15 protein-coding genes are annotated in these 17,312 nt (G+C 43.7%); 5 read left to right on the top strand and 10 right to left on the bottom strand.

Annotated features, from left to right (window positions below):
- Positions 1-3 precede the first annotated feature (3 nt).
- The 3 genes from ACFGVS_RS23120 to ACFGVS_RS23110 all read right to left on the bottom strand — a co-directional run bounded on the left by ACFGVS_RS23120 (position 4) and on the right by ACFGVS_RS23110 (position 3,864).
- Positions 4-1,740, bottom strand: coding sequence for a GMC family oxidoreductase (locus tag ACFGVS_RS23120; RefSeq protein WP_090640666.1), 1,737 nt, complete (start codon positions 1,738-1,740; stop codon positions 4-6).
- A gap of 125 nt (positions 1,741-1,865) precedes the next feature.
- Positions 1,866-2,528 (bottom strand): 3-keto-disaccharide hydrolase, encoded by a 663-nt coding sequence (locus ACFGVS_RS23115; RefSeq protein WP_439695748.1) that lies wholly within the window; start codon positions 2,526-2,528, stop codon positions 1,866-1,868.
- 283 nt (positions 2,529-2,811) lie between these two features.
- Complete coding sequence (locus ACFGVS_RS23110; protein ID WP_439695747.1) at positions 2,812-3,864, bottom strand: hypothetical protein; 1,053 nt, start codon at positions 3,862-3,864, stop codon at positions 2,812-2,814.
- A 487-nt stretch (positions 3,865-4,351) separates the two neighbouring features.
- On the opposite strand from ACFGVS_RS23110, the gene ACFGVS_RS23105 reads away from it, so the two are divergent.
- Complete coding sequence (locus ACFGVS_RS23105; RefSeq protein ID WP_090640676.1) at positions 4,352-4,780, top strand: CBS domain-containing protein; 429 nt, start codon at positions 4,352-4,354, stop codon at positions 4,778-4,780.
- Between the two features lie 169 nt (positions 4,781-4,949).
- Positions 4,950-6,182, top strand: a complete 1,233-nt coding sequence (locus ACFGVS_RS23100) for a DEAD/DEAH box helicase (protein WP_439695746.1) — start codon at positions 4,950-4,952, stop codon at positions 6,180-6,182.
- Between the two features lie 58 nt (positions 6,183-6,240).
- On the opposite strand, the gene ACFGVS_RS23095 is transcribed toward ACFGVS_RS23100, so the two are convergent.
- The 4 genes from ACFGVS_RS23095 to ACFGVS_RS23080 form a co-directional block, all read right to left on the bottom strand.
- Positions 6,241-7,482 carry a YdcF family protein gene (locus ACFGVS_RS23095; RefSeq protein WP_439695745.1) on the bottom strand — a complete coding sequence of 414 codons (1,242 nt, stop codon included), beginning with the start codon at positions 7,480-7,482 and terminating at the stop codon, positions 6,241-6,243.
- A 141-nt stretch (positions 7,483-7,623) separates the two neighbouring features.
- Positions 7,624-10,212, bottom strand: a complete 2,589-nt coding sequence (locus ACFGVS_RS23090) for a TonB-dependent receptor (RefSeq protein ID WP_439695744.1) — start codon at positions 10,210-10,212, stop codon at positions 7,624-7,626.
- Between the two features lie 92 nt (positions 10,213-10,304).
- Positions 10,305-10,640 (bottom strand): winged helix-turn-helix domain-containing protein, encoded by a 336-nt coding sequence (locus ACFGVS_RS23085; protein WP_255369757.1) that lies wholly within the window; start codon positions 10,638-10,640, stop codon positions 10,305-10,307.
- A gap of 173 nt (positions 10,641-10,813) precedes the next feature.
- Positions 10,814-11,146, bottom strand: a complete 333-nt coding sequence (locus ACFGVS_RS23080; RefSeq protein WP_090640688.1) for a hypothetical protein — start codon at positions 11,144-11,146, stop codon at positions 10,814-10,816.
- Positions 11,147-11,582: 436 nt separating this feature from the next.
- Here ACFGVS_RS23080 and ACFGVS_RS23075 point away from each other — a divergent pair, with 436 nt between their 5' ends.
- Positions 11,583-13,067: an aldehyde dehydrogenase (NADP(+)) gene (locus tag ACFGVS_RS23075; protein ID WP_439695743.1), complete on the top strand. Its 1,485-nt coding sequence runs from the start codon at positions 11,583-11,585 to the stop codon at positions 13,065-13,067.
- Between the two features lie 135 nt (positions 13,068-13,202).
- On the opposite strand, the gene ACFGVS_RS23070 is transcribed toward ACFGVS_RS23075, so the two are convergent.
- A complete protein-coding gene (locus tag ACFGVS_RS23070; RefSeq protein WP_439695742.1) occupies positions 13,203-13,733 on the bottom strand; it encodes a hypothetical protein in 531 nt (176 codons plus the stop codon).
- A 103-nt stretch (positions 13,734-13,836) separates the two neighbouring features.
- Positions 13,837-14,649, bottom strand: coding sequence for a DUF3108 domain-containing protein (locus tag ACFGVS_RS23065; protein WP_439695741.1), 813 nt, complete (start codon positions 14,647-14,649; stop codon positions 13,837-13,839).
- A 263-nt stretch (positions 14,650-14,912) separates the two neighbouring features.
- Here ACFGVS_RS23065 and recF point away from each other — a divergent pair, with 263 nt between their 5' ends.
- A complete protein-coding gene (gene recF / locus ACFGVS_RS23060; protein WP_439699259.1) occupies positions 14,913-16,013 on the top strand; it encodes a DNA replication/repair protein RecF in 1,101 nt (366 codons plus the stop codon).
- Complete coding sequence (locus ACFGVS_RS23055; RefSeq protein WP_090640696.1) at positions 16,006-16,296, top strand: DUF721 domain-containing protein; 291 nt, start codon at positions 16,006-16,008, stop codon at positions 16,294-16,296. Before recF ends, ACFGVS_RS23055 begins: the two co-directional genes overlap by 8 nt.
- Before the next feature lie 447 nt (positions 16,297-16,743).
- On the opposite strand, the gene ACFGVS_RS23050 is transcribed toward ACFGVS_RS23055, so the two are convergent.
- A complete protein-coding gene (locus ACFGVS_RS23050) occupies positions 16,744-17,163 on the bottom strand; it encodes a nucleoside-diphosphate kinase (RefSeq protein ID WP_090640699.1) in 420 nt (139 codons plus the stop codon).
- Positions 17,164-17,312: the final 149 nt, after the last annotated feature.

The following is a 17,312-nucleotide window of genomic DNA, read 5'->3' as shown; positions in this document are numbered from 1 at the left end:
TTGTTAAACGTTTAGTGCTTTTCGTTGCTGTAATATGTATTCTGCGGTACGCATGCTCATGGCCAGGATTGTCCAGGTAGCATTTTTATCGCCCTGCTGAACAAACGGTGCGGCATCAACCACAAACAGGTTTTTACAATCATGCGCCTGGCACCATTTGTTTAGGGCCGACTTTTTAGGATCGTTACCCATACGTATGGTTCCAACTTCGTGAATAATTTTGCCCGGCGCCTCTAAGCCGTAGTTGGTTTCGGGGCCTTGTGGTGGGCCATAAATGGCGCCGCCCATATTGTGCATAATTTCCTGGAAGGTTTCCTGCATGTGCTTAGCCTGTTTTATCTCTTCATCGGCCCATTTGTAGTGGAAACGCAATACCGGGATACCGTATTTATCAACCACGTTAGGGTCAATCTCGCAATAGTTATCGTAACGGGCAATAGCAGTACCGCGGCCGGCCATGCCAAACTGTGTACCATAAAAACGGCGGTAATCGTCTTTTAACGATGCACCGTAGCCGCCTCCGTCTTTCATTTTACCATCGCGGCCTGGTACGGCACCATTCATATTATGAATACCGCCGCCAAAGCCATATGATGGCATATGCATACCGCCACCATATTCGATGTGATAACCACGCGGAAAATCAAGTTTTTTATTATCAAGCCACCATGGCGAGTAGATGTGCACACTACCCACCCCATCTTCATTGTAGCGTTTACGGTCCATCAGCTCGGGCAGGAAACCGCCGGCACTTGAGCCTGTTGAATCATGCAGGTAGTGGCCAACAACACCACTGCTGTTTGCCAAACCTCCCGGATGCTGGGCCGATTTGGAATTGAGCAGGATACGGGCCGATTCGCCGGCGCTGGCGCCAAGGATAACAGTTTTGGCGTTTACCTGGTACTCCTGCAAATCTTCGCGGTTTACGTAGGATACGCCTGTAGCTAATCCTTCGCTATTAGTTATCACCTCGCGCACCATGGCGTTGGTTATCACTTTTAGGTTGCCCGTTTTTACAGCCGGGATAACCAAACATGACGATGCCGAAAAATCGCCATAAACTTTACAGCTCCGGCCGCACTGACCGCAGAAGAAACATGCACCACGATCTTTATTACCAGGCAAAGCTTCCGTTAACACCGAGCCACGGCCAGGGATAATAGTAACACCGGCTTTTTTAGCGCCTTTTACAATGTACAGTTCATTAAGCCTTGGCTTTGGCGGGGGCAGGTAAATGCCATCCGGTTCGTTTTCCAGGCCTTCTTTGGTACCGTAAATGCCTATCATGCGGTCAACCTTATCATAGTAAGGTTTTACATCATCGTATGTTATTGGCCAGTCATCCGTAAGGCCATCTTTAGCCTGGAAATCCTTTGGCCCCATACGCAACGATATACGGCCCCAGTGATTAGTACGGCCGCCCAGCATGCGCGAGCGGAACCAGAAAAACTCAGTTTTGTCTTTAGTGGTGTAAGGTTCGCCATCAATTTGCCAGCCACCAAAAGCGGCGTCAAAATCACCAAAAGGGCGTGTTGTTCCGGCACCACGGCGCGGCGACTCCCAGGGCCATTTTAACTGGGCCGAGTCTTTTTGCGGATCGAAGTAAGCACCGGCCTCCAGCATCAGCACTTTGATGCCGGCATTGGCCAATACGTAACCGGCCATACCGCCACCTGCACCCGAACCAACAATTACTACATCATAAGTTTCAGATGATTTTTTAATTTGTAGATCGCTCATATTATCTCAAAAATATCCTTTGTTTTAAAACAGGAAAAATGCACGCCCGGCATGCATTGGTTAAATTGGATTATTGGTATAAATATATTGAACGCTGCGCGTAGAATACACTCATGTTTAAAGAATTATAGTTGTTTAATCGATATTTTGCGGAAAGACACCACATGCCCATGATCCTGCAAAGCGATGTGGCCTTTAGGATATGCGGCAAAATCGGCCCAGGATTTAAATTTGCTGTTGGCAAGCAATGTTTTCCATTCTTCACTTCCCATTTGTACATCAACTATTTTGGTACCATTGAGCCAAAAGGTAAGGTGGCCGTCTTTTTTACGCAATTTTACTTTGTTCCACTCACCGGCAGGTTTTGCAACATCTGCCGATGGTGCTTTCATATCGTATAGTGAGCCGGCAAGGTGGTTGGCTTTTTTATTGTCGCTGGCATCTTTATTATCTAAAACCTGCATTTCGATACCTGTTTGATAAGTGGCTTCAAATTTAGGATCTTCATGCACGCCAAAAATAATACCGCTGTTACCTTCCTTGGTAATGTTCCATTCCAGCGTTAACTCATAATTTTCGTATTCATCATTGGTAACCAAATCGCCCTGGTCTTCGGCTTTGGGGTCAAGCTGTAAGGCGCCATCAACAACTTTCCACGCTTTGGTGTCGGTTTTTAAGTAGGTGTGCCAGCCGGCTGTTGTTTTACCGTCAAATAACGATTTGGTTTGCGCCGATGAGGCAAAATTCAGAGCAGAAACAGCCATCAGGCTTAGTAAGATCTTTTTCATCGATAGTATTTTATAATTTAACTGGAGATATAGTACCGTTTGGATGGCTAAATATATCTGCTTTTTGTTAATGCTAAAACGATTATCGGAAAAATAAATTACAAACAGCTGTGGAAGCTGTGTAAAAATGTGGATAGGTAAAGCGAAGGGCTTAAAGCATAAAGCCAAAAGCTGGAAAGGCTATCGGCTTTATGCTCAAAATTTATTTAACGTGTTATTTAAAGCGAAGGCCTTAAACAAAAAACCTTACATGCTTTCGGCCTTAAGCTTTTTGCTTTCAGCCTTACTCAGCGTGTTTGTGAAAGCCGAATGATAAGTTGGCGGCAATACCAATCATGCCGTAACCATAGCTATCCTGAAAACTTTGGTTGTAGTCGTCCTGGCCGCGGTAGCCGGCGCCAACCATTAAGGCTGTTCCCTGCATAAACGGAAACGAGTAGTAATATTTAAGGCTCACGTTCAGGCGTTTTTTCACGTCAAAAGTCGAGTAGTTATTGTACTTATCGGCTATGTAGGTAAAATCAAACTGAATGCGCTGCCAGTTTTCGTAGGTTTTACGCCCTTGCTCCAACGGATCATCATAAGCCTTTACAAAGTTGTACATGCGGCTGCCATTAATACGTACAAAGCCATAGTGATCTTTTAAACCCTGCGAAAGGCCCAGGTTGAATAATCCGGCGTGCACCTCCAATGCTATATTATCGTAACGGTTAATAGTAAGCCCCGGTTTATCAACCCGCTTGCCGGTATAATAGGTAAGGGTATAAAAGTTGGTGGTAAACTTGCCGCTATCAACATTAAAGGTACCGTCCTTATTTAACGATGGCCCTCTAACGCCGTTGGAATGGTGCGAATAGCCTAACGATAAAAACTTTGGCCTGTATGTGTCTTCGTTTAGCCTGTAAAATAAGTTGGCGTTGGGCATATAGCTGGGCGATTTTACCGGTGCATCGCGGGTATTCAGCAACCGGATTTTTACCCTTGAGGTAAACTCAAAAAAGAAGCGAGACTTTGGCGTACTGAACAGGATAAAGTTTGGCGAAAGATCGGCAGCTAACTGCGTTTTAACCGGCTGAAAATATTCGTTACCGGCCAAAGAAAGCCGCATGTTTTCTTCAAATATATTATCAAACGCATGGTTTATAATATGGTGCGATAAACGCACCGAATCGGCCCGGCTGGTATCGCCGTTTAATGTAACAGCGGTGGCCGTTAAGCTTTGAAAAAATACCAATACAAGGCCGAAAATGATTTTTAAAAAGGCCCGTTTTGATTTATGCTGAAAGGCCGAAGCAGCTTTGCTGGCTGATGCCTTAATAAATGTAAAATTGTTCAATGGAGTAGTGCTTTTGTACAGATCGATATAAAGTTTAAATAAATTAAAGGCCTAACTAATGTGATGCATCCTATAGTTAAATACCATGCCGCAATATTAATTATTAATCATTTTTGAGTAAACGGGCCTGTGTCAGGACAGGGTAAAGCTTGGCCAAAATGCCCTTTTGAGCGTAAATACGGCATATTACTACTCCCGGTTTTTACAGTAGCATTACAGTTGAGGGTTGCTTTGGGGTAATGACATTGGTAAAAAAGTCGTTTAAACATCTATATTTCGTTGCAATAGCTTATTTTATTTCGTCAGTTAGGTATATCTCATCGTAAATCATCACCCCTTTTAAATGGGATACCGATTCAACTACAACCTGTTCAACCTATCTGTAACCCCTTAAATTGTTGATAGATATAATTTAAAATCCATTTGCTTTTAATCGGGAATTGTTATATTTGGTTATAAGCCAATCCCTAATTTTAACCTGAGTATCATGATAAAAGTTTCGAACATACTGGCCCGTAAGGGTGGCGGTGCTATCAGCATTGATGCAGGTACATCTGTTTTGGAAGCATTGGAACTGATGGCCGCTAAAAACATCGGCTCGGTAGTGATAACCGAAGATGGCGAATACCTCGGTCTGCTCACCGAGCGCGATTACGCACGCAAAGTGATCCTGAAAGGCAAGTCATCCCACGAAACCCTGGTGCGCGAAATCATGAGCACCGGCCTGCCCCGTATTGTGCCCGAAAATTCCATAGAAACCTGTATGCACATCATGAGCGAAAGCAACATCCGCTACCTGCCTGTTTTTATGGCCGATAAACTTTGCGGTATCATTTCTATTAACGATTTAGTAAAAGAAACCATTTTAAGTCAGCAGGAAACTATTGAGCAGCTGAGGGGATATATACATTCCTGATATCTGAATTGAGATTTTTGATTTCGGATATTTATTCAAATATGGCCACCATTGGTATTCTGTCCATTACAATTGTAGGGCAGGCGCTTGTCTTGTGTTAATCGATTTTCTGTAACCCTCTATATCCCATTAAATTTTCATACCTTGCATAATTTACTTATAAGATATAGTGACTTTTCAGGATTTTAATTTTAACGAGCAATTATTTGAAGGCATAGAGAGTATGGGTTTTACTACCCCTACCCCGATACAGGAAATGGCCATCCCGGCAATTATGCAGGGAAAAGACCTTATTGCCTGCGCCCAAACCGGTACCGGTAAAACCGGCGCCTACTTATTGCCAACCCTCAATCATATTACCGGTACGGCCAAACACCAAACCAGCGTGCTTATTTTAGCGCCAACCCGCGAGCTTGCCCAACAGATAGACCAACAGGTAGAAGGCCTGGCCTATTTTACCGGCGTTAGCTCCATTGCCGTTTTTGGCGGTGGCGATGGTATGGCTTACGAGCAGCAACGCCGCGGCATCCAGAATAATGTAAACATTATTATTGCCACACCGGGCCGCCTTATTGCGCACCTTACATCGGGCGTATTAAAGCTTAACCATTTAACCCACCTGATATTGGATGAGGCCGACCGCATGTTGGACATGGGCTTTAGCGACGATATCATGAAGATTATCAGCTATCTGCCTAAAACCAGGCAAACGCTGCTGTTTTCGGCCACCATGCCGGGGCGTATCCGTTCATTGGCTAAGGCTATTTTGAAAGATCCCGAGCAGATCAATATTGCCATTTCGCAGCCTGCCGTAGGTATCGATCAGCAGATCTACCGGATGCACGATCAGCAAAAAACGCCTTTACTGCAATTGATCCTGCGCGATGCCGCTTATACAAGCACCATCATCTTTGCATCCCGTAAGGAGATCGTAAAATCGTTATACAAAGAATTAAAGGCAGCAAAAATTAATGCCATGGCCTTTCACTCCGATTTGGAGCAAAAGGAGCGTGAAGAGATCCTGCTGAAATTCAAAAACAGGCAGTTGCCGGTTATTATTGGTACCGACGCCCTTTCGCGTGGTATTGATGTTGAAGGCATCGACCTGGTGGTTAACTACGATGTTCCCGGTGATCCTGAGGATTATATTCACCGCATAGGTCGTACCGCACGGGCCGCTACAACCGGCACCGCCATCACATTTGTAAACCATCGCGACGAGCGTAAACTAAAAAACATTGAGCAACTGATGGACCGCGCCATTCGCGTAGTTGGCCTGCCCGATGAACTGGCTGCCATACAACCGGCGCCGCAATCGGCCCAGTCTGACGATAAACGAAATCCCAAAAGGCCCAACAGGCGTTTTAACAAAAACAAACCGAAGCCTAAGAATAACAATTAAGTCGAAAGTCTGAAGGCCCAAGTCAGAAGTCTTAACTTTCGACTTCAGAGACTTAGCCTTATGGATCCAGCGGTTCAAGCGGGTTTATTTGTAACGATGTGATAGTGGGGTAAAACTCCTGCTCGGTATTTGATAACCGTCTGCCAAGGGAATAGGGCATATAACCAAGGTCGGCCATGCAGCGCTTATCCATGTACGAAATATAATAGCTTTGTATTTTATTGGTCGACGTTATAAAGGGTTTATTAAAAGGCATCCCGTATCTGAATATCAGGCGTGCGCAATTGCGCAGGTTAGTGGTAGTATGTCGTGCCTGGGGCTCAATAAAAATGCCGTTTTCGGGAATTTTCAATTGATTAACCAGGTATTTTTTCATTTCCTCGGCCTCGGCAAACCTGGTCTTAAAAGGGTGTACCCTTCCACCCGATACCATAATAAACGGCGTTAGGCCCTGCGCAAATTTTAAGGCGGCTATTTTACAGCGCTCAATACTCCCCTTACTTATGGATACCCCTGGCTTATCGGGCCCCTCGCCGGGCACCAGTATCAACGTATATTGATATTTTTTCCAGTTGATGTTTTTTAGCCGGTTGTAAGCTGCTTTGTTAGCATTTTGCTCCAGGGGTTCGTCAATGGCGGCTTCGTTACGCCCGTTAACATCCAAACTATGCAGGGCATAATTTAACGATGGCAGATAAAAAAGCTTTGCACTGCCGCATTGTTTAACAATGGCTGTGGCCCCATCGGCAATTAATTTAGGGTAAGTATTGCGGTATACATTAAAGTTGATGGAATCCACATCCGGAAAGTTGGGCTTTTTACCTTCGGCATAAACTTCAATGGTATGGTTTATGGCCAGGGCATCCTGTTCCCAGGCCTTTACCAACAGCGCGGCTGGCGATAGCGAATCGTATTTAATATAACAGCCCGAAGGGATTAGATGATTTTTAACCAACAGCCCCAAGGCGTTATTGGGTTTGTATAAAGCAGTAAGCCTGTCGCCTGCTGCTTTTATTTCCTGCTCCGAAAATTTAAATGGCTGTATAATACTGCGAAAGCTCTTGTTCGCCTTTAATGAATCTTGTATGTTTTTAATCTTAGCCTGCACCATGCGCACCAAAACAGCATCGCTGCCAATAAGCTTAGTGGCCGGGGCGTAGTTTTGGAACAGGTTTAACAGGTAATAATTTTTAATCTCGGTATGGTTTTTCCCAATCAGCCGGTATTGCTGACTGGCGGTTTGAGCGTCGGCAAATAGTGCAATAAGGCTGATAAAAAGTGCCAGAAAAAAGTTCTTCATAAATGATTCAAAGAAACAATGTTTCGGATTAAATTTAAGTAAACAAAGTGTTAATCAATAAAATAGCCCCTTTGTTTTAATACAAATAAAAAATGCCTGCAATTTAATTATCGCAGGCATTTCTGTTGGCTTAACCCTCTGCTATTTTATATTCAGCGTAAGCGTGGTATAATAAAAGCCGCCAATAGCCGGACCGCCTAAAAATGAGTAGTAATATTGGTTGGTGAGGTTACTGGCCCCAATTTTTACATTAAGGCCCGTTTTTACAAAATCATAGTTAACCTGGGCATCAATAGTGCCGTATGAGGCTACATTACCACTAACCAAAAACGATTGCCAGTAAAAGCCGCTTTGCCATTTATAGGTGGCGTTAAACCCAAAATTGCCAACAACATGATTACCGCCAAAAGAGTAATTAGTGATCCATTGCGGCGTATTAAAACCATCTTCCAACGCATCCTCGTTGGCGGTGCGCTGTAGTTTGGCGTACGATACATTCCCAGTCAAAATATATTTTTGCCATAGACGATAGGATAAACCCAGGCTGCCGCCAATATTGTAAACCACACTTTGCGAGTTTGTCCACACCCGGTAGCGGGCTTGTTTGGTTTTGTCGTTCAGGTAGTAAGGGATAGAATCGGGTTTGGTGGTTCCGGGTACGTTTAGTTCAATCTGCCCTATAAAATTATTGTAGCGGTTGTAGTAAAAATCAGCATCAACACTCAAATCACCATTAAAAAACAACGACTTATAACCAGCCTCAAACGAGTTGATATGCTCGGGTTGCAGGTAGGTATAAGTATTCTTTTTAAGCAAGCCTTTTTCTTTTTCGATGGCGGCGCTGGTTGACATTCCCGCGTTAAAATCATTTTTAACCGCCGCCTGGAAAGCATCTATCGAGGTACGCACATAGGAGTTTTCAAAAACGCCGTTTGACACAACCCGCAAGCCACCAACCCGTTTTACGCCACCGCTGTTTACATTACTAAATGCTTCAAAAATGCTTGGGAAACGATAACCGCTCTGAAACGATACTCTGAAGTTTTGCTCTGGTACCGGCGAAAATACAGCCGTAAAACGTGGGTTCAGTTTCAGACTAAAGTAGTCGTTTTTATCAGCACGCAGGGTAGCCGACAGCTTTAACTCGTCATCAAAAAGCGATTTGGCAACCTGCACAAAGCCGCCGGTCTTGCTGTAATCAAGATTGCTGTATTCCTGCCCCTTTACATAATTAATAAAATAGTTACCATCAGGGTGGATGATGTAGGTGCGATGATCAAAGCCTGCCATCAGGTCGAGGCGTGTTTGTTTTTTAAACGTTGATGAAATAGCGTTCGAGATATCTACCTGCCCTTCAGCATGCCACATACCATCCTTAACATGCAACGCCGAACCGATATCCCAATTATTTATATCGGCCAGTTTATCAAGCGTAGCTTTAAATGCAGCAGTGCCGGGCTGGTAGCGGCCGGCATCGGCCAACTGACGTGCCTGTTGCAAAGCCTGTGGTACGGTAGCGCCTGCAGATGTGGCCGTATTAAAACCCCTGGTAAAATCGGCATACCAGGTATTATCGTCTTTATAATTACGGTCGATATTTTCGCCGGCCGAGCGCAGGTTGTATGATTTGCCGGTATTTTCGCTGGTCCAGTAAGCACGCACCTGGTAAATATTATTCTTCAGTTCAAGCGCGTGTTGCTGCAAAACATACCCTGACAGCCGGAAACGATTGGCGCGCTGGTAAATATTATCTAGATCGGCAAAGCGGTAGGTGTAAGTTAAGCGGGTATTATCATTAATCTTATAAGCCAGGCCAACATCAACCTTTACGTTGTGCAGGTTGTAACTGGTTACATCCTTTTCTGCATAGCCGGTGCGGGCAATAGAATATTGCTTACCACCCAGAGTTACGGTTTTCCTGTCGGATGATTCGTTGCCGTATCCGTTCAACGGATCGTAGCCGGGGTTATCGGGGCCGCCTGCTATACCTAATTTTGCGTTAGCGGCGGCATTTAAATCGGTGCGGTTATCGGCAATCCAATCGTAACCCGTAGTATAAGTTCCGTTTATTTTAAAGGCAAACCTTTTAGAGATAGCCCTGGCCAGCCTGAAACTGGTTTCAGAAAACAGCTTTGCAGATGTCTCCGAATCGCCAATATGATTAATACCTGTTTTTTGCTGAATGCTGATACCCTGGCTGGTAAAAGGATCTTTGGTGATAAAATTGGCCAGCCCGTTGATGGCATTCAGGCCATATAAGGCTGATGCCGTACCGGGGATAATCTCCACACTTTCAATATCCAGATCGCCCGGGCCCATGGCATCGCCAATTGGCGCGCCTATATGCGGCGCCTGGTTATCAATCCCGTCAACCAATTGCGTAAAGCGAACATTGGTGGTATTGGCAAAGCCACGGGTATTAATGATCCTGAAGCCAAGGCTGGGGGTTATCAGCTGTACCCCTTTCACATTTTCCAGTGCATCAAAAAATGACGGCGCGGCAGATCTCCTGAAATCGACGGCGGTTATTTTCTCGATGCTTACCGGCGACCGTAAAATATTTTCGCTGATGCGCGATGCGGATACCACTACCTCGCCAAGTTCCTGCTTTTTGATTTGTGTGGTATCATTTTTTGGGGCGATAGTATCTTTTGCCTTTTTTTTGCTTTGGGCAAATAGTGTACCTCCTGCAAGTAACATCATTGATAATAAGGCGTAGTATTTATTCATATTGTTTGGTTAAAATTTCGATATGCTTTTATTTATATAACGATAGTCAAAAATAAACCGGCTATCCAAAAACCGGCCTGATACGCTGTAATCTATACCTCTATAAGAGAACTATTTTCCTTCAAAAAATCCTTGAACTTAGCCTGGAACTGTTTAAACTGCTCAATGGCTTTAACCCCTTTTTCGGTAAGCTGCGCACTGCCGCCACCTTTACCGCCCCGGTGCGAAATGACAACAGGCGAACCAAAATGCTCGTTCATGTAATTAACAATGTCCCATGCCTGCCTGTATGACATTTTCATTTGCAAAGCCGCCTGCCGTAATGATCCCGACTGCTGGATGCGCTCCAGTAACTCAACCCGGCCATGGCCAAGCAGCTTTCCATCCGGGCTTTCAAACCAGATGCGCCCGTTTAAGTTCAATTTCACATTCATTTAACCAAAACACCAACGTATTTAATCATCAACACAAAAACAAAGAAACGATATTATCCTGCCTGTTTGTTAATATGATAAAAAAAAATGCGTTCGCCTTTTCAGAGGAACGCATCAGGATATTTTACTAACCGTACAAGGCACAAGCCTATGCAATTGAACAAACTTTATGTTCTCGGTCTTTTTGGATTAAAGGCCACCAGGTAATTCAAATCTTCAACCGGCGGATTACGCTCGTCAATTTTTTGCGGCTCTTTGTTGAAAGTTTGATTAAGACGCGTTTTTACGGTATGAAATACCTGTAGCAAAATTTCGGGGCCAACTTTGGCGGCGATGGTTGGGTAATAATCTTTTTGAATCCTTACCCTGTCGGTATTGGTTACCATGCTCAGTTCCCAACTGTCTTCGGCCTTAAAGCCAAATTCTTTAGCGGTGTTCAGCAGGTCGTACATGTACATACGGGTTTCGGTTTCAATGGATCTTTCAGCAGCAACTGTCATATGATTATTTTTTACGGTATTGCAGCCTCTTAGGGGCTGGTATTATGTTAAAGCTTAACTATTACCGTATCTGGATATGGCAATGCCTAAGGTAGTAGTATTTGAAGGAAGGAATTGTTGTAAGATAACTATAATTTACTGAAAATCAGCATTTATTAAATATTAATTAAAAAAACAATTAAATCAAAGCCTTCTTGCGGGCAACAAAACGCATCTCCACCGCCAAAGGTTATGCTTTCGCTGGTCTCTAAATGATAAAAATGGATGGCGCGAAAACGCCGCAGTTGGTAAAAATAACTTTTGTGACTACCATTAAAAACGACAAAATACTGTTAGTACCTGTTAGAAAACACCCACCGCTTTTGTCCTGCTTTAAATATATTTGCCCAAACATACGCGCGGTGCAAACCGTTGTTAATTCAAATACACATCTGCCATGGCAAATAATTTTAAAGAAGCAAGCGTCGACGAAATAAACCAGGTAATGCAACAAGCACAAACAGCTTTTGAAGCTTACCAACAAACCAGCATCGAGCAAAAAAGCCTGTTTTTAGAGGCTATTGCTGCCGAAATTGAAGCATTAGGCGATGCCTTGCTGCAAAAAGCGTCCGAAGAAACCAACCTGCCTATCCCCCGCTTAACCGGCGAGCGCGCCCGTACCACAGGTCAGCTCCGCATGTTTGCTACCATGCTGCGCGAAGGCAGCTGGGTTGAGGCCAGTATCGATACGGCTAATCCCGACAGGGTACCATTGCCCAAACCCGATGTTCGTAAAATGCTTACCCCGCTTGGCCCGGTAGTTGTTTTTGGGGCAAGTAATTTCCCTTTCGCTTACTCAACCGCAGGCGGCGATACTGCGAGCGCTTTGGCAGCAGGCTGCCCCGTAGTGGTAAAAGCACACCCCGCCCATGCCGAAACATCGGAGATGGTGTACAGCGCTATCAAAAAAGCCATTGTACGTAGCAATATGCCCGAACATATTTTTCAGCATGTACATGGTACCTCGTTTGAAAGTGGCAAAGCATTGGTGCAGGCTGACGAAACAGCGGCAGTTGGCTTTACCGGATCAACCGTTGGCGGTTTGGCATTGCTGCAATATTCATCGCAACGCAAAAAGCCTATCCCCGTATTTTCTGAGATGGGCAGTATAAACCCGGTTGTATTTTTGCCTGATACCCTAAACAAAAATGCCGCCGACCTGGCCGCGCAATATGCCGGCTCAATAACTTTGGGCATGGGCCAGTTTTGTACCAACCCGGGTCTGATGCTTGCTATTGAAGGCGACGGACTTTACAGTTTTCTGGATAGCCTTGGCAAAGGTATTGAAGCTATAAAGCCCGCCAAAATGCTGCATGCGGGTATCCATACCGCTTATGAAAAAAAGAGCCAAGAAGCGTTAGTACAGGATGGTGTTAAGGTGATCCAAAAATCGGCTACGGAAGCACACGATATTGAGGCTTTGCCAACAGTTGCCCTGGTAAGCGGCGAAACATTTTTGGCCAACCCCTTACTGCACGAAGAGGTTTTTGGGCCATACTCGCTGATGGTAAACTGTAAAGACGAGCAGGAACTGCTTAAAGTGTTAAAATCGGTATCGGGCCAGTTAACCACCACCGTAATGGGTACCGACGAGGATTTTGCCGGGCATAAAGCCTTACTACAATTACTGCCATCCATAGCCGGCCGCGTATTGTTTAACGGTGTACCAACCGGGGTTGAAGTTTGCCATAGTATGGTTCATGGTGGCCCTTTCCCGGCTACTACCGATAGCCGCTTTACAGCAGTAGGCACCAACGCCGTAAAGCGCTGGGTGCGCCCGGTATGCTACCAAAACTGCCCCGACGGCTTATTGCCATTAGCACTGCAAAACGCCAACCCCTTGGGGATTTGGAGGCTGGTAGATAATGAGTGGAAGAAATAGGTCGGGTTAAGCCATAGCGATTAGTTCAAAACAGATGGCTATGGCTTAATATCATTTAGGGTCATCGTATATGCTTCTTTTCAACTCCATAACCGATGTTATCAATTATTGGAAAAGCAATTTTGCGCGCATATACTAAGGCGTTGTTACCACCGTATGCGAACCATCAGGATTTACCACGATAGTTGTGTTACCGGCTGCTTTAACGGCAACTGAGTGCGTGCCATCGGGATTTACAATAACCACAGTTTGCCCGTTATCTATCATGGTAGTGTGTGTGCCATCGGGGTTAACGATTGTTGAAGATGATCCATTTTTTATTATTGTAGAATGTGTACCGTTTGGATTAACAACAGTGATGGTTGGACCATTATCTATCCACAACGAATGTGTACCATCTGAATTGGTAGCAGTAGTTGTTTGCCCGGTTTGCGATACTACCGTATTTGTACCATCGGGATTTACTATCGTAGCTGTTTTCCCGTTTTTAATTACGGCACCCCGCTTACCATCCGGGTAAACAAAAGTGAAGTTATACATACTGTCTTTACTTGATTTTACAGCATTATAAACTGCAAGGTCGTTGGTGTTAAATATTGCTGCTTGCTGGGCAAATATATTACAGCTAAAAGCCATTGATAGCAGGAGGAGGGTAAGTTTTTTCATGATGCAGCAGGTTTCCGAATTTGACTATAACATCCGGAAAAGGTTTAATAACCATTTTCAAAAACTCAAGTTACTGCTTCAATATTGTTGGCCAATCGGCTACTTACTTCCCAAACCGTTTTACCACATCGGGCGCAGCACCCGCAAGTTTAATTTTATAGCGGTAGCCGCCGTTAAAAAAGTCCTCTTCCCGTAAAAACTCATGGCTGTTTTTACTTATCCAAAAGGTTTGGGTATAATGCTGGCCCTTATAATTGGCTTCGGTAAAAAGTTTCCAGCAATCAACTTTTTCGTTATCCAGCGTGGCCAGCTCTTCGCTGCCGGTTACTTTGTATACCGCGTATTCGGGGGTGTTGCTTACCGCGTCGTAAAAATTAATGGCGAACGTTTTGCCGGCTGCAAGGGGCAGCATCTCAAAAGTTTCTATATCCAGGTTCCAGTTAAAATAGGGCTCTTTAACATTTAGCAAAAAATCCTTCGCCAGGTTATTTTTCACAGTATCGGATCCGGCAATTTTAGTAGCGCTCCAATTGAATGCTTTGGTTTTTGTACCTATGGTTTCTGAATGATAAACCGGCGTAAAATCGGATGCCCTGTTTACCGAGCATGTTGACCGATACGATGCACTGTCGGCAGCATACCAATGCTGGGTTACGGTAAAAAGCTCCTCGCCGTTACGGTTGCCAGTTTCTACGTTGCGCAGCCAGATCGATATGCGCAGCCTTCTATCGTCTTTGAGATTTTGTAAATATACCAGGTATTGTCGCAGCCCTGGCTTTAGGTTAGCCGTAATAAGGCGCTTATCTTTTAAGCGGATAGTATCTGTTTGCGCCATTGCCCTGGGGCAATGCGCAGCCAGCAATAGTAACGTAACAGTAATAGCTATTATTTTTTCAACTATAAGTTCGGTTTTCATGGTAATTATTGTGCTGGTAAGGATATTTTGTTCTATTTATTAATCAAAGCTGCTTTTTCGGCTCCGGCAAAAAAAAACATTTCAACCGTTGAAGGTTTATTTTTAACGTGCTTGCCTTTTTGTTCAATGGCTCGTGGCTTCAAATGTCGTCCGGCAACCTTAAACTACCTCCAGCCATTTTCAAATCCTCAAACGGCGCAGCCCTCAACGGAGTTAATTTTCAAATCTTCAAATCAATGGCAAAACCTTACCTTTACAACCCCATGTATCTGCAACAGCTATCCGTTATCAATTTTAAAAATTACGAAGAGGCCGAACTTGTTTTCAGCAAGGGAGTGAATGCCTTTACGGGTAACAATGGTGCAGGCAAAACCAATTTGCTTGATGCTATACATTACCTGTCGCTTTGCAAAAGTTACTTTAACCCCATAGATAGTCAACAGATAAAACAAGGCTCTGATTTTTTTATCATAACCGGTGTTTTTAACAAAAACCAGCAAACCGAAGCCGTAGCATGCTCGGTAAAACGGAACCAAAAAAAACAGTTTAAGCGAAATAAAAAAGATTACCAGCGCCTGGCCGACCATATTGGACTGCTGCCATTGGTGATGATATCGCCCTATGATACCAGCATTATAACCGAAGGCAGCGAAGAGCGCCGCAAGTTTATTGATAATGTAATATCGCAAACAGATAACCATTACCTTGATGAGCTGATAACCTACAACAAAGTATTAGCCAACCGCAACGCGCTGCTGAAACTGATAGCTGATACGGGCCGGTATGACCCAAGCTTATTAGAGGTGATGGATGAGCAGCTGGTGCAATCGGGTAATCGTATATTTGAACGCCGCAAGGCTTTTATGGAAGGCTTTACCGAAATTTTCAATAAACACTACAGCTTTTTAAGCGACGATGCCGAACTGGTTGAACTGGCTTACGAGTCGCAGTTATTACAGGATGATTTTGCCGGCTTGCTGAAAAGGACGGTAGAGCGGGACAGGGCCCTTGAACGCACTACCGCCGGTATCCACAAAGACGATCTTCAATTTGGCATACACGGCATGGCCATGAAAAAATTTGGTTCTCAGGGGCAGCAAAAATCATTTTTGATAGCGCTTAAATTAGCGCAGTATACTTTTTTATACCAGCAAAAAGGATTTAAGCCACTGTTATTACTGGATGATATTTTTGATAAGCTGGATGACGAACGCGTTACCAAACTAATGAAAATGGTGAGCAACAATGATTTTGGACAAGTATTTATTACTGATACCAGCGTAAAGCGGGTGAGTGAAATATTTGAAAAAATTGCCGTGGAGGTTAAATTATTTAATGTGAGCAAAGGAGCTATCGATGCGTAAAACAAACGACAAATCATTAAAAGAGGCCATTGAGCAGATGCTTAATGTATACAAAATTAAGCGCCGCTATGATGAAACCGGGGTGGTTGCGGCATGGCCCGAGCTGGTTGGTAAATCGGTAGCAAATCGTACTAAAGAATTATTTATCCGCGACAAAAAATTGTTCCTGCGGATTGAGTCATCTGTGATAAAACACGAATTGATGCTGATGCGCAGCCAGATAATAGATAAAATTAATGCTGAAGCAAAAGGAATTTTGGTTGAGGAGATTGTATTTTTATAATGCTTACCTGCAAAAAAATACCCTGATTGGGGAAACCGGGTAACAAATGCATCAAACGTAAATGGTAAATTATTGCTATCTTTCTCTTGATATGCGAAGCTGACGAGAGCGGATATGTTGCTTGATACCAAGATCATCGGTGATCATAGAATATACAAGAATAAACAGGCCAGGGATAACAAAAGCCAATTGAACCTCGGGATGGCTCTTATATAGCAAAATTGTTGATGTAGATAGGCATACAACAAGCAGTGTATATATGATAATCTTCAAAAACAATTTCATATCAAAATGAATTATATGGGTTTCTCCCGTTTTATAATAACTTAGATTTACAAAAATCTAACCGGTTTTGTAAATCTACAAAATTTATATTTAATAAGCCACACGACGCAGCAAATTATTTAGGGATGTAACGTTTGTATTACATCCCTAAGTACCATGTTTTTAAAATTTCTCAAATGCCGAGAAAAAGAAACTGCCTTCGATAGCGGCATTTTCGTCCGAATCGGATCCGTGAACGGCATTTGCATCAATTGATTTTGCAAAAAGATTACGGATGGTACCTTCATCGGCTTTAGCAGGATCGGTAGCGCCAATCAGTTTACGAAAATCCTCAATGGCATTATCTTTCTCCAAAATAGCAGCCACTATTGGTCCAGATGACATAAATGTTACCAGGGCATTATAAAACGGGCGTTCTTTATGCACTTCATAAAACTGGCCTGCCTTTTCGGCGCTTAAAGCAGTGTATTTAAGTGCAATTATTTTAAAGCCGCTTTTGGTTATCTTGTCAATTATAGCACCAATATGTCCGTTTGCAACGGCATCAGGCTTAATCATGGTAAAAGTTCTGTTTGTGGTCATTATACTTAATTGTTTTTTTGGGTTTCAATGTGAAATGCAATCAGTATCTGCCTGCTATTCGCTTAGCGGTCACCGGTTGCTTATTATTTAAATTTTGCCGCAAAAGTAGCTTTTTACATCTGTAAGATAAAGCTTTTTGTATTAAAATA

Source organism: Mucilaginibacter sediminis, from assembly GCF_051903035.1.
GTDB lineage: Bacteria > Bacteroidota > Bacteroidia > Sphingobacteriales > Sphingobacteriaceae > Mucilaginibacter.
This window is presented reverse-complemented; position numbering and strand designations above follow the sequence as displayed.

Bases quoted from the DNA above. Each gene is read 5' to 3' on its own strand.
- ACFGVS_RS23120 (WP_090640666.1), bottom strand. From the start codon at position 1,740: ATGAGCGATCTACAAATTAAAAAATCATCTGAAACTTATGATGTAGTA.
- ACFGVS_RS23115 (WP_439695748.1), bottom strand. From the start codon at position 2,528: ATGAAAAAGATCTTACTAAGCCTGATGGCTGTTTCTGCTCTGAATTTT.
- ACFGVS_RS23105 (WP_090640676.1), top strand. From the start codon at position 4,352: ATGATAAAAGTTTCGAACATACTGGCCCGTAAGGGTGGCGGTGCTATC.
- ACFGVS_RS23095 (WP_439695745.1), bottom strand. From the start codon at position 7,482: ATGAAGAACTTTTTTCTGGCACTTTTTATCAGCCTTATTGCACTATTT.
- ACFGVS_RS23090 (WP_439695744.1), bottom strand. From the start codon at position 10,212: ATGAATAAATACTACGCCTTATTATCAATGATGTTACTTGCAGGAGGT.
- ACFGVS_RS23080 (WP_090640688.1), bottom strand. From the start codon at position 11,146: ATGACAGTTGCTGCTGAAAGATCCATTGAAACCGAAACCCGTATGTAC.
- ACFGVS_RS23075 (WP_439695743.1), top strand. From the start codon at position 11,583: ATGGCAAATAATTTTAAAGAAGCAAGCGTCGACGAAATAAACCAGGTA.
- ACFGVS_RS23070 (WP_439695742.1), bottom strand. From the start codon at position 13,733: ATGAAAAAACTTACCCTCCTCCTGCTATCAATGGCTTTTAGCTGTAAT.
- ACFGVS_RS23065 (WP_439695741.1), bottom strand. From the start codon at position 14,649: ATGAAAACCGAACTTATAGTTGAAAAAATAATAGCTATTACTGTTACG.
- recF (WP_439699259.1), top strand. From the start codon at position 14,913: ATGTATCTGCAACAGCTATCCGTTATCAATTTTAAAAATTACGAAGAG.
- ACFGVS_RS23055 (WP_090640696.1), top strand. From the start codon at position 16,006: ATGCGTAAAACAAACGACAAATCATTAAAAGAGGCCATTGAGCAGATG.
- ACFGVS_RS23050 (WP_090640699.1), bottom strand. From the start codon at position 17,163: ATGACCACAAACAGAACTTTTACCATGATTAAGCCTGATGCCGTTGCA.